This window comes from Mesorhizobium loti CJ3sym (genome assembly GCF_000472785.1).
Lineage (GTDB): Bacteria > Pseudomonadota > Alphaproteobacteria > Rhizobiales > Rhizobiaceae > Mesorhizobium > Mesorhizobium loti_E.
Genome location: NZ_AXAL01000014.1, coordinates 83668 through 96031 on the forward strand (window position 1 = coordinate 83668; position 12364 = coordinate 96031).

13 protein-coding genes are annotated in these 12364 nt (G+C 63.3%); 2 read left to right on the forward strand and 11 right to left on the reverse strand.

What is annotated here, in order from left to right; translation table 11 throughout:
• Positions 1 to 20: 20 nt before the first annotated feature.
• Positions 21 to 365 carry a VOC family protein gene (locus A3A9_RS0120275; RefSeq protein WP_027060404.1) on the reverse strand — a complete coding sequence of 115 codons (345 nt, stop codon included), beginning with the start codon at positions 363 to 365 and terminating at the stop codon, positions 21 to 23.
• Positions 355 to 543 (reverse strand): ribbon-helix-helix protein, CopG family, encoded by a 189-nt coding sequence (locus tag A3A9_RS0120280; RefSeq protein WP_027060405.1) that lies wholly within the window; start codon positions 541 to 543, stop codon positions 355 to 357. The genes A3A9_RS0120275 and A3A9_RS0120280 overlap by 11 nt, the downstream gene beginning before the upstream one ends.
• Positions 544 to 738: 195 nt before the next feature.
• Between A3A9_RS0120280 and A3A9_RS0120285 the strand changes: the two genes are divergently transcribed.
• Positions 739 to 2160: a coniferyl aldehyde dehydrogenase gene (locus A3A9_RS0120285; RefSeq protein ID WP_027060406.1), complete on the forward strand. Its 1422-nt coding sequence runs from the start codon at positions 739 to 741 to the stop codon at positions 2158 to 2160.
• Positions 2161 to 2213: 53 nt separating this feature from the next.
• On the opposite strand, the gene A3A9_RS0120290 is transcribed toward A3A9_RS0120285, so the two are convergent.
• Positions 2214 to 2552: a cupin domain-containing protein gene (locus tag A3A9_RS0120290; RefSeq protein ID WP_027060407.1), complete on the reverse strand. Its 339-nt coding sequence runs from the start codon at positions 2550 to 2552 to the stop codon at positions 2214 to 2216.
• A 46-nt stretch (positions 2553 to 2598) separates the two neighbouring features.
• On the reverse strand, positions 2599 to 4008 hold the full coding sequence (uxaC, locus tag A3A9_RS0120295; RefSeq protein WP_027060408.1) for a glucuronate isomerase: 1410 nt from the start codon (positions 4006 to 4008) through the stop codon (positions 2599 to 2601).
• A 177-nt stretch (positions 4009 to 4185) separates the two neighbouring features.
• Between uxaC and A3A9_RS0120300 the strand changes: the two genes are divergently transcribed.
• On the forward strand, positions 4186 to 5679 hold the full coding sequence (locus A3A9_RS0120300; protein ID WP_027060409.1) for a mannitol dehydrogenase family protein: 1494 nt from the start codon (positions 4186 to 4188) through the stop codon (positions 5677 to 5679).
• 50 nt (positions 5680 to 5729) lie between these two features.
• On the opposite strand, the gene A3A9_RS0120305 is transcribed toward A3A9_RS0120300, so the two are convergent.
• The 7 genes from A3A9_RS0120305 to A3A9_RS0120335 form a co-directional block, all read right to left on the reverse strand.
• Positions 5730 to 6137, reverse strand: a complete 408-nt coding sequence (locus A3A9_RS0120305; RefSeq protein WP_027060410.1) for a F0F1 ATP synthase subunit epsilon — start codon at positions 6135 to 6137, stop codon at positions 5730 to 5732.
• Between the two features lie 97 nt (positions 6138 to 6234).
• A complete protein-coding gene (gene atpD, locus A3A9_RS0120310; RefSeq protein WP_027060411.1) occupies positions 6235 to 7815 on the reverse strand; it encodes a F0F1 ATP synthase subunit beta in 1581 nt (526 codons plus the stop codon).
• Between the two features lie 70 nt (positions 7816 to 7885).
• Entirely contained in the window at positions 7886 to 8770 is an 885-nt protein-coding gene (locus A3A9_RS0120315; RefSeq protein WP_027031723.1) for a F0F1 ATP synthase subunit gamma, read from the reverse strand.
• Between the two features lie 32 nt (positions 8771 to 8802).
• A complete protein-coding gene (gene atpA, locus A3A9_RS0120320; protein WP_027060412.1) occupies positions 8803 to 10332 on the reverse strand; it encodes a F0F1 ATP synthase subunit alpha in 1530 nt (509 codons plus the stop codon).
• Positions 10332 to 10892 carry a F0F1 ATP synthase subunit delta gene (locus A3A9_RS0120325; RefSeq protein ID WP_027060413.1) on the reverse strand — a complete coding sequence of 187 codons (561 nt, stop codon included), beginning with the start codon at positions 10890 to 10892 and terminating at the stop codon, positions 10332 to 10334. The genes atpA and A3A9_RS0120325 overlap by 1 nt, the downstream gene beginning before the upstream one ends.
• A 246-nt stretch (positions 10893 to 11138) precedes the next feature.
• Positions 11139 to 11534 carry a DUF4345 family protein gene (locus tag A3A9_RS0120330; protein WP_027060414.1) on the reverse strand — a complete coding sequence of 132 codons (396 nt, stop codon included), beginning with the start codon at positions 11532 to 11534 and terminating at the stop codon, positions 11139 to 11141.
• 94 nt (positions 11535 to 11628) lie between these two features.
• Positions 11629 to 12324 (reverse strand): aspartate/glutamate racemase family protein, encoded by a 696-nt coding sequence (locus A3A9_RS0120335; protein WP_027060415.1) that lies wholly within the window; start codon positions 12322 to 12324, stop codon positions 11629 to 11631.
• Positions 12325 to 12364: the final 40 nt, after the last annotated feature.

Below are 12364 nucleotides of genomic sequence, written 5' to 3' on the forward strand. Positions count from 1 at the left end.
CAATGCCCGGCTCCTGCTCGTCAGCCCTTTGGCGGTGTTTCCAGATTCCAGAGGCGCCCGTCCGGATCACGCATGGTCATCTCCCTGCTGCCCCAGTGGGTGTCGGAAAATGGCGTGACCACCTCCACGATGGGATCCGTGGGCACGGCACTCTCATTGGGTACGCGAAAGACAAGACGCGTTGCCGGCTCTTCGGTCTGCGGAACCTCGGCGATGAAGATGTAGGGATTGACCCCATTGCGGAGCTGTCCGGAATTGTGGCCGGTGTCGAACTCCAAGGTGTAGCCGAGCGCCTGGAAGAACTTGGCGGCTTTTCCCCAATTGTGCGTCGTCAGATAGACGGCTTGGATTCCTTCAGTCGTCATTTAAGCGCTCCTTCCCCGGTGATTTTCCGGGCTGTTGGTAGGCGTCGAGATAGGCCCGCAGCGCGTCGGCAACCAAAGCTGACAGCGATTGCTCAGCCTCGATCGCATGATGTTTCACCCGCCGGATCAGGCCGATGGGCAGATAGACGTTGAACTGCTTGACCTCTTCATCGCTCATTTGGCTAGTATGCTAGCAACCTAGCTGTGAGTCAATCGGGGTGGGACCAATGCCTCGACGGCCACTCTGTCGCTTGCCGCCAGAAGCCTCCACGGAAACGCTCGGCGAGCAGCTTCCCCAGCGACACCTGCACCCCCGCTGGATTCCTTCACGCGCTAGGATGTAAGCTTCGCCAGACGAGCCAGGGAGGGCACGATGCTGCAGGTGAGACAGGACGTCCTTGGCGAACTGTTCCGTTTGCAACGCGCGGCCTTCGACAAGCAGCCCTTTCCAGACCTGAGCGTGCGGAAAGACCGCCTGAAGCGCCTGCTGGATCTGACCGAGCGGCATGAGGCGGAGATCTGCGCCGCCATCAACAGCGACTTTGGCGGCCGCTCGAAACACGAGACGCGCCTTGCCGAACTGTTTGTCGTGCGCGCCGGCATCCGCCACACACTGTCCCACTTGAAGGGCTGGATGCGGGAGCGTCGCGTCGCCACCACCTTGCCGTTCCTGCCTGGCAAAAACCGCCTCGTACCGCAGCCGCTCGGTGTGGTCGGCATCGTCTCGCCGTGGAATTACCCCTTTCAGCTCGCCGTCGCGCCTGTCACGGCCGCGCTTGCCGCCGGCAACCGTGTGCTGGTCAAGCCGTCCGAACTGACACCGGCTTTCTCGGAGCTGCTGGCAAAACTTGCCGGCGAGCATTTTGCCGCTGACGAGTTGAGCGTCATCACCGGCGATGCCGAAATGGGCAAAGCCTTCGTCTCAATGCCGTTCGATCATCTGCTGTTCACCGGCTCGACCGCGGTCGGCCGCCAGGTCGCGATCGCCGCCGCCGCCAACCTGACGCCGATCACGCTGGAACTCGGAGGCAAGTCGCCGGCAATCTTCGATCCCTCGTGTGACCTCGATGCGGCCGCGGCCAGCATTGCCTATGGCAAGCTGCTCAATGCCGGGCAGACCTGCATCGCGCCGGATTATCTTCTGGTACCGAAGGGACAGGCCGGTACCGTCGCCGCCAAGCTCGCAACCGCGGTGGCGCGGCTCTATCCCACTTTGCGCGACAATCCCGACTATACAGCCATCATCAGCGACCGGCACTTTCAGCGCCTGCGAGCCATGATCGCGGAAGCCCGCGACGCCGGTGCCGAAGTCACCGAAATCAACCCGGCCGGCGAAGAATTCGGCGCCACGAGCCGGAAGCTTCTGCCGACCCTGGTCAGCAATGCCGGCCCGGACCTGCGGCTGATGCGCGAGGAGATTTTCGGACCGGTGCTGCCGATCGTCGAATACACCACCGTCGATGACGCCATCGACCATGTGAACCGGGCCGACCGGCCGCTGGCGCTCTACTGGTTTGGCAACGACCGTGGCAACCGGCAACGCATCCTGCACGAGACCGTCGCCGGTGGCGTCACCATCAACGATTGCATGCTGCATCTGGTGCAGGAAAACCAGCCCTTCGGCGGTGTCGGCGCCAGCGGCATGGGCGCCTATCATGGCGAATGGGGGTTCCGTACCTTCAGCAAGGAGAAGCCGGTTTTCCTGCAGTCACGCCTGAGCGCGGGAGCCATGCTGCGCCCACCTTACGGCAAGACGTTCGAGCGGCTTTTCGCCCTGCTCAGGCACATCACCTGACCAGCGTCGCCGCTTCAATACCGGGATGATGGGCCGGCGGCGGCGATCCGCCTTCAGGCGAGAAAATCAGCCCTGTGCGGCGTGAAACTGTCGACCAGCCGCCCCGCTTCCAGCGCCTTGACACCGTGCACCAGACCGGATGGCACGATGAAGCTGCCGCCGGTCCCAAGGATTTCGGTTTGGCCATTTATCGTCACCTCGAAACGGCCTTCGGCGACATAGCTTGACTGGACATGCGGATGCGAATGCAGGGCGCCGACACCGCCCTTGTCGAAGCCGAACTCGACCAGCATCAGCTCATCGGTGGAGAGGAGAACGCGGCGGCGGTTGCCGTCTGGCGTCGACGTCCAGTCGCTCTCGCCGGCATGGGCGAAGATCTTTGTCATCGTCATCTCCTCATCGTCGACGGCTGGCCAACGGTAATCGCATCGGCATGCATCAGAGCCGATAGGCTTTCTTGGCAAGCGTATAGGCCAATTCCCCTGCCAGCTCATGCGCCTCGTCCTCGCGCAGCCGGTGCTCGGCGACGAGCTGCGCCAGGAACGCGCAGTCGACCCGGCGCGCCACGTCGTGGCGGGCCGGGATAGAGGGAAAGGCGCGGGTGTCGTCATTGAAGCCGACGGTGTTGTAGAAACCGGCCGTCTCGGTGGTCATCTCGCGGAAGCGGCGCATGCCTTCCGGACTGTCATGGAACCACCAGGCGGGGCCGAGCTTCAGCGCCGGGTAGACGCCGGCGAGCGGTGCCAGTTCGCGCGCATAGCTGGTTTCGTCGAGCGTGAAGAGCACAATGGTCAGGTCACGCTCCAGCCCGACGCAGTCGAGCAGCGGCTTCAGCGCCGTCACATAATCGGTCCGCGTCGGAATATCGAAACCCTTGTCGCGGCCGAACTTCTTGAAAATGTCAGTCGAATGGTTGCGCCAGGAGCCGGGATGGATCTGCATCACCAACCCGTCATCCCGGCTCATCTTGGCCATTTCGGTCAGCATCTGGGCGCGGAACAGTTTGCGCTCGCGCTCGTCATCGGAGCCGCGTCGGATGCGGTTGAACAGCTCCTGCGCCGCCGCATCGGAGAGATTGGCGGTCTCGGCCGTCGGATGGCCATGATCCGACGAAGTCGCGCCAAAGCTCTTGAAAAAGGCACGCCGTTGGCGATGCGCATCGAGATAGCCGGCCCAGCTGCCCGTGTCGCAGCCGGTGATTTCGCCGAGCCGGTCGAGATTGGCCGAAAACCCTTCGAAATCAGGATCGACAACCGCGTCCGGCCGATAGGCGGTGATGACGCACCCTTCCCAACCGCTGTCGCGGATCATTTTGTGCCATCTGAGATCGTCGAGCGCGCCTTCGGTCGTCGCGATGACCTCGATGTTGAAACGTTCGAACAAAGCGCGCGGACGGAAATTCTCCCACTGCAGCAGCGTTGCGATCGTGTCGTAGTGGCGATCAGCTGTCTCAGCTCTCAATGGCTCTTCGATGCCGAACAGGTCGGCCAGCACATGGTCGAACCAGAGCCGGGTCGGCGTGCCGCGGAACAGATAATAGTGCTTGGCAAAGCGCCGCCAGATCATCCTGCCGTCGGTCTCGGCCGACGCGCCATCGAGGGTCGCCACGCCGAGATCTTCCAGCCGCACGCCCTGGCTGAACAGCATGCGGAAAATGTAGTGGTCGGGCACGATGAGCAGTTGCGCCGGATCCGGGAATGGCTCGTTCAGCGCATACCAGCGCGGATCGGTATGGCCATGCGGGCTGACGATCGGCAGGCCCTTGATGCCGGCATAGAGATCGCGGGCGATCGAGCGAGAATGCGCTTCTGGGGGAAACAGCAGGTCCGGATCGTTCAGTGCGACCATGGGAAAGCGTCTCCTTCCAAGTTTGATACCGGTACGTTCGGGCGGAATCGAAGTCAACTTACTGTCGGAAACGGGCATCCTTGCGGCAGGCACAAACAGGTGTTACGCCGCCTGTCATCCGCTGCGCAGGGATATCTCCATGACGCACCATCCGAAGCCCTCAGCCCGTGTGATATGATGACAAGCAGCCATTTGTCCGACACCACGCTACGGTCGCTAGCTGAGAGGGTCTCGATCCCGGGCTATGATCGGCGCAAGATCGCCCCGGGCATCGTGCATCTGGGCGTCGGCGCCTTCCATCGCGCCCATCAGGCCGCCTATGTCGACGACTGCCTGGCGGCGGGCGAGACGGACTGGGGCATCGTCGGCGTCTCATTGCGCAGCGCGGACACGCGCGATGCGCTGGCGCCGCAGGACGGGCTCTACACGCTGGCGATCCGCAGCAGCGGCAAGGAGGAGCCGCGCGTCATCGGCTCGATCGGCTCGCTGCTGGTGGCGCCGGAAGACCCCGGCGCGGTGCTGGCCGCGCTGACCGATCCGCGCACCCGGATCGTCACGCTGACCATCACCGAAAAGGCTTATCTCAGGGCAGCCGGCGGCGGCCTGGACGCTGCCCACGCGGACATTGCCCATGACCTGGCGAACCTACATTTCCCGAAGACGGCGCATGGTTTTCTCACCGAGGCGCTTGCCCGGCGGCGCGCCGCCGGTACCTCGCCCTTTACCGTGCTTTGCTGCGACAACCTGCCGGCCAACGGCGCCACCTTGCATCGGCTGCTGACCGAATTCGCCGCGTTGCGGGATGCCGCACTTGGCCTGAGGGGCGGTACTGGCATCGCCGGCCACATCGCCAATGAAGTCGCTTTTCCCTCGAGCATGGTCGACCGCATCGTGCCGGCAACCACGGATACCGACCGGGCACGGATCGCCGGCGAACTTGGCATCGCGGATGCCTGGCCTGTCATGACGGAGCCCTTCCGCCAATGGGTGATCGAAGACAATTTCCCGGCGGGCCGGCCGGCCTGGGAAAAATTCGGCGTCACCATGGTCGGAGATGTCGCCCCATTCGAGGACATGAAGCTCAGGCTCCTCAATGGCGCGCATTCGGGCATCGCCTATCTCGGCCTGCTCAGCGGCCATGCCACGGTCGATCGCGCCTTCGCCGATCCGGCAATCCGGCAGTTCGTCGATGCGTTATGGGCCGAGGCAATCCCGACCCTGCCCGAGGACGCCGGGCTCGATACGAAGACCTATACCGAGGAACTCGCGGAGCGTTTTTCAAACACCGCGCTCGCCCACCGCACGGCGCAGATCGCCAATGACGGCAGCCAGAAACTGCCACAACGTATCATCGCGTCCGCCATCGAGTGCCTCGAGGCCGGTACTGAGTTCGTGCATCTCACACTGGTGGTGGCGGCCTGGATCGCCGCTTGCGCCGCGCGCGGAAAAACCTTGCCCGAAAACCATTTCACCGATCCGCTCGACGTGCCGCTGACCGCGCTTTTGAGCCAGGAGTTGCCGGCGAACGAAACCGTGACGGCAGTCTTCGACCTGGCCGGCTTCGCCAGGGATCACGCCGAGCGCCAGACGCTGATTGAACTGGTGGCCGTGCATCTGGTGCACCTGCGGCGCGATGGTCCGACACTGGCCTTCGCCGCGCTGGGCATCTAACAAAAAAGCGAGGCAAGCCCCGCTTTTCATCAAATCATCTGAAGCGAATTTTACGCCGGCAGGATCGCGCCTTCCAGCGTGGTGAGCTGGCTAAGGAACTGTTCCGCCTTGCTGCGGGACTGATCGTCCTTGGCATCGGCCGCATCTTCCTTGGCTTCCTGGATGCGACGGGCGAGATCCGCGCGGTCGACATCCTTGACCGCGACGGCCGATTCGGCCAGCAGCGTGCAACCGGTCGGGACGATGTCGGCGAAACCGCCGAACACGACATAGCGATCCTCGCCGCCCGAGGCGTTCTTCACCGTGACGACGCCCGGCTTGATGGTGGTCATGACCGGCGCGTGGTGCGCCATCACGGTCATCTCGCCTTCGGCGCCCGGAATGACGACGGATTCTACCTCTGCGGAAACCAGCAGGCGCTCCGGCGAGACCAGTTCGAACTTGAAAGCTTCAGCCATGATCAATTTAGCCAATAGGGAATAGTGAGTAGCGAGTAGAAAAAACTCGGCCGGCTCGTCTTGCCCTATTCGCTACTCCCTATTCGCTATTCGCTTCTTATGCCGCTTCAGCCGCCAGGCGCTGTGCCTTCTCGACCGCTTCCTCGATGCCGCCGACCATGTAGAAGGCAGCTTCCGGCAGGTGATCATAGTCGCCATTGCAGAGGCCCTTGAAGCCCTTGATGGTGTCGGCGAGGTCGACCAGCTTGCCCGGCGCGCCGGTGAACACTTCGGCGACGAAGAACGGCTGCGACAGGAAACGCTCGATCTTGCGGGCACGGGCCACGGTCTGCTTGTCCTCTTCCGACAGCTCGTCCATGCCCAGGATGGCGATGATGTCCTGCAGCGACTTGTAGCGCTGAAGGATCGACTGCACCTGGCGGGCGACGCCATAGTGCTCGTCGCCGACAACCAGCGGGTCGAGCATGCGCGAGGTCGAGTCCAGCGGATCGACGGCCGGGTAGATGCCCTTTTCGGCGATGGCGCGGTTCAGCGTCGTCGTCGCGTCAAGGTGGGCGAACGAGGTCGCCGGTGCCGGATCGGTCAAGTCGTCGGCCGGCACGTAGATCGCCTGCACGGACGTGATCGAACCCTTGGTGGTGGTGGTGATGCGTTCCTGCAGCGCGCCCATGTCGGTGGCGAGCGTCGGCTGATAGCCGACGGCCGACGGGATACGGCCGAGCAGAGCCGACACTTCCGAACCCGCCTGCGTGAAGCGGAAGATGTTGTCGACGAAGAACAGCACGTCCTGGCCCTGGTCACGGAAATACTCGGCAACCGTCAGGCCGGTCAGGCCGACGCGGGCACGCGCGCCCGGCGGCTCGTTCATCTGGCCATAGACGAGTGCAGCCTTGGAGCCTTCACCGCCGCCCTTCTTGTTGACGCCGGATTCGATGAACTCGTGATAGAGATCGTTGCCCTCGCGGGTGCGCTCCCCGACGCCGGCGAACACCGAGTAGCCGCCATGCGCCTTGGCGATGTTGTTGATCAGCTCCTGGATCAGCACGGTCTTGCCGACGCCGGCGCCGCCGAACAGGCCGATCTTGCCGCCCTTGGCGTAGGGTGCCAGCAGGTCGAGCACCTTGATGCCGGTGATCAGGATCTGCGCTTCCGTCGACTGCTCGACATAGGTCGGAGCCGGCTGGTGGATGGAGCGCATTTCGGTTGCATCGACCGGGCCTTCTTCGTCGACCGGCTCGCCGATGACGTTGATGATGCGGCCGAGCATGCCCGGGCCGACCGGCACGGTGATCGGCGCGCCGGTGTCGCGCACTTCCTGGCCGCGCACCAGACCTTCGGTCGAGTCCATGGCGATGCAGCGCACGGTGTTTTCGCCCAGATGCTGGGCAACTTCGAGCACCAGTCGGTTGCCGACATTGGTGGTCTCGATCGCGTTCAGGATCGCCGGCAGGTGATCGCCGAACTGCACGTCGACGACGGCACCGATGACCTGGCGGACCTTGCCGACAACGCCGGTTGCCTTGGTGGCCACTGCCGATGTCTTGGCCGCTGCTGCCTTTGCGGGGGCTGCTGCCGCTTTGGCCGGAGCCGCCTTGGCTGCTGCTGCCGGTGCCTTTGCCGCCTTCGCGGGCGCTGCTGCCTTGGGGGCCGCCGTCTTGGGGGTCGCTGCTTTCGCCATCGTCTTTACCCTTTTCGTCCTTTGTTTCTCACGCGGTCCGGTCGCGGGCAGATTGACCCGCGGACCACGCCTAGAGCGCCTCGGCGCCCGAAATGATTTCGATCAGTTCCTTGGTGATCTGCGCCTGCCGCTGACGGTTGTAGGTGATCGACAGCTTGTTGATCATCTCGCCGGCGTTGCGCGTCGCATTGTCCATGGCGCTCATCTTGGCGCCCATTTCGCCGGCGGCGTTTTCGAGCAGCGCCCGGAAAACCTGCACGGAGATGTTGCGCGGGATGAGGTCGGAGAGGATTTCGCCCGGCTCCGGTTCGTATTCATAGACGGCGTTGCCGCCATCCACCACTGCTGCGGGAGCCGAAGCCACACCGGCCGGAATGATCTGCTGCGCGGTCGGGATCTGGCTGATCACCGACTTGAACTGCGAATAAAACAGCGTGCAGACGTCGAAGGCGCCCTCGCTGAAGAGATGGATGACCTTCTTGGCGATCGCGTCGGCATTGACGAAGCCGAGCGTCTTGACCTCGCGCAGGTCGACACGGTCGATGATCATCGACGCATAGTCGCGGCGCAGGATATCAAAACCCTTCTTGCCGACGCAGATGATCTTGACCTGCTTGCCGTCGGCCAAAAGCCGGCGGATATGATCGCGGGCATGACGGGCGATCTGCGAATTGAAACCGCCGCACAGGCCGCGCTCGGCGGTGCAGACCACGAGCAGGTGCACGTTGTCCTTGCCGGTGCCGGTCATCAGCGCCGGGGCGTCGCCGCCGCCGCCGATCGCCTGGGTGATGTTGGCCAGCACGGAACCCATGCGCTCCGAATAGGGGCGCGCCGCTTCCGCGGCCTCTTGCGCACGGCGCAGCTTCGCCGCGGCGACCATCTGCATCGCCTTGGTGATCTTCTGCGTCGCCTTGACCGAGGCGATACGGTTACGAAGGTCTTTTAATGAAGGCATGCTTCAAACCTGATCCCGTCTTGTCGCTTCGCTCAGGCGAAGGTCTTGGCGAAAGCGTCGATCTCGGCCTTCAGCTTGGCGCGCAGATCGTCCGACAGCGCCTTTTCCTTGCGGATGGCATCGAGAACGTCCTTGCCGGCCGCACGCATGTGGCTGAGCAGGCCCTGCTCGAACTTGCCGACCTGGTTGACCGGCAGCTTGTCGAGATAGCCATTGACGCCGGCGAAGATCACCGCGACCTGTTCTTCCGTCTTCAGCGGCGAGAACTGCGGCTGCTTCAGGAGCTCGGTCAGGCGCGATCCGCGGTTGAGCAGGCGCTGCGTGGCGGCGTCGAGATCCGAGCCGAACTGCGCGAAGGCCGCCATTTCGCGGTACTGCGCGAGCTCGCCCTTGATCGAGCCGGCGACCTGTTTCATCGCCTTGATCTGCGCGGCCGAGCCGACGCGGCTGACCGAGAGGCCGACGTTCACCGCGGGACGAATGCCCTGGAAGAACAGGTTGGTTTCGAGGAAGATCTGGCCGTCGGTGATCGAGATCACGTTGGTCGGGATATAGGCCGACACGTCGTTGGCCTGCGTTTCAATGATCGGCAGAGCGGTCAGCGAACCGCCGCCCAGATCGTCGTTGAGCTTGGCGGCGCGCTCGAGCAGGCGCGAGTGCAGATAGAAGACGTCGCCAGGATAGGCTTCGCGGCCCGGCGGGCGGCGCAGCAGCAGCGACATCTGGCGGTAGGCGACGGCCTGCTTCGACAGATCGTCATAGCTGATCAGCGCATGCATGCCATTGTCGCGGAAATACTCGCCCATGGTGGCGCCGGCAAACGGCGCCAGGAACTGCATCGGCGCCGGATCGGACGCGGTGGCAGCGACGATGATCGAATATTCGAGCGCGCCGCGCTCTTCCAGGACCTTGACGAACTGCGCCACGGTCGAGCGCTTCTGGCCGACGGCAACGTAGACGCAGTACAGCTTTTCCTTCTCGGGGCCGTTGTCGTGCACCGACTTCTGGTTGAGCATCGTGTCGAGGATGATGGCGGTCTTGCCGGTCTGGCGATCGCCGATGACCAGCTCGCGCTGGCCGCGGCCGACCGGAATCAGCGCATCGATGGCCTTGAGGCCGGTTGACATCGGCTCGTTCACCGATTTGCGCGGGATGATGCCGGGCGCCTTGACGTCGACGCGCTTGCGCTCGACTGCCTTGATCGGACCCTTGCCGTCTATCGGATTGCCGAGCGCGTCGACGACGCGGCCGAGCAGGCCCGGACCGACCGGAACGTCGACGATGGCGCCGGTCCGCTTGACGATGTCGCCTTCCTTGATGTCGCGGTCGGCGCCGAAGATGACGACGCCGACATTGTCGGCTTCGAGGTTGAGCGCCATGCCGCGGATGCCGCCGGGGAATTCGACCATTTCGCCGGCCTGGACATTGTCGAGGCCGTAGACGCGGGCGATACCGTCACCGACGGACAGCACCTGTCCGACTTCGGAGACCTCGGCCTCCTTGCCGAAATTCTTGATCTGGTCTTTCAGAATTGCGGAAATTTCCGCGGCGCGGATGTCCATCAGCCGACCTCTTTCAGTGCAAGCTTGAGCGAATTGAGTTTGGTTTTGAGCGACGTATCGATCTGGCGCGAGCCCATCTTGACCACCAGCCCGCCGAGCAACGACGGATCGACGGTGACGGAGATGGACACGTCCTTGCCGGCAACGCTTTTCAGCGCCGCCTTGAGTTCAGTCTGCTGGGCAGCGGTCAGCTCGTGAGCCGACGTCACCTCGGCAGCTGTCTCGCCCCGGGCTTCGGCCGCGATCTGGCGGAACGCCTTGATCATGCCGGGAACGGCAAACAACCGCCGGTTCTGGGCAACGACACGCAGGAAATTACCGGCGAGGCCGGTGATGCCGGCCTTGTCGGCTATCGCAGCGATCGCCTTGGCCTGGTCCTCGCTGGAAAACACCGGACTGTTGATCAGCCGGGTCAGGTCGGCGCTACCGGCCAGCATCGTTTCGAAACTGGTGAGGTCGGCCTCGACCTTGGCGACCGAATTTGCCTGCGATGCCAGTTCGAACAGCGAACCAGCATAGCGTTCTGCGACACCTGAGATTGGCGATGACGATTGGGCCACGGACCGTCTTTTCTCTTGTCTGACAGGCCGCAGATTGTTGGCGCGAGCAAAAACTCTGGCTAAATCTTTGACCTTACTGCATTTTTCCAAGCACGGAGGCGCGGCTTCCGCTATCCCCGGCCGAAAGTCGATTGCCGTCTAGCACAGGCATTTTAAGACCGCAATGCGTCGTTCCGCATGGTTTTCAGGCACTATTGTCGCATCCGGCGAAAGTCGCCTGCCTTGCGCCCCGGAATAGCGAAGGATTCAGGGCACAAAGCCGAAGGCAAAGGCGAGCGGCAACGCCGCCAAAGCCAATTCCACCACAATGGAAACCCAATTGAAAGGTGTGTTGGCGCCATCCGACATCATCGACAGCAGCCGGCCGAAGGCGGTGAACAGCCAGGAAAAGCCGAGCGCCATGTAAACCAGCGGCTGCGCGAGCAGGAGGCAGCACAAGCCGACACCGAGATAGAAGCCCGACATCCGGCCGCGCCCCTCGGCAATTGCCGCCGCCTTATCCGGTCTGGCCTGCAGGCGCAGGATGCGGAAGGCAAGGCCCGGCGCCAGGAAAAACAGAAGCCCGAGCAGCACGGTGACGACGGCGCTCGACCATGCCAGCCATTCGCCCTGGCTCGTCGGCCATGGAAGCGCAAAATCCATCTTGTCCCCTCGAAATGCCTTTTTTGAATTCCGGGCATTCTAGCGGAGGAAAGACGCCGCGCTAGATGGCATCAGGCACTTTAGGATCAGCGCATCAACCGAGCGCGAATTCGACAGCTGCTTCGGCATGGATGCGTGTCGTGTCGAACACTGGGATGTCGAAATCGCGCTGGCCGATCAACATGGTGATTTCAGTACAGCCCATGATGATGCTGTCGGCGGCCTCTTCGCGGCGCAGGCGCTCAGCCTCGGCGATGTAGGCAGCCTTCGAAGCGTCGTTAACGATGCCTTGGCAGAGCTCATCATAGATGACGCGATGCACCATGTCGCGACCGGCAGCATCGGGCACCACGGGTGACAGGCCGTATTTCTCGGCCAGCCGGCCCTTGTAGAAATCCTGCTCCATGGTGAACCGCGTCGCTAGCAGTGCCGGGCGCTGCATGCCGGCACGCTTGACCGCAACCGCGGTGGCGTCGGCGATGTGGATCAGCGGAATGGAGACGGACGTCTGCACCTGGTCGGCCAGCTTGTGCATGGTGTTGGTACACAAAAGCAGCCCCTCCGCACCACCCGCCTCAAGCTTGCGCGCGGCCTCGACCAGAAGCGCGCCGGCACCATCCCAGTCGCCATGATGCTGCCGCTCGGCGATCTCGGCGAAGTCGAACGACCAGAGCAGCAATTTCGCCGAATGCAGCCCGCCGAGGCGCTCGCGCACGATCTCGTTGAGCAGGCGATAGTAGATGGCTGTCGATTCCCAACTCATGCCGCCGAGAAGGCCAAGGGTTTTCATGTGATCTTCCGTTTTTCGTTGCAGGCAGCGTAACGCTGAA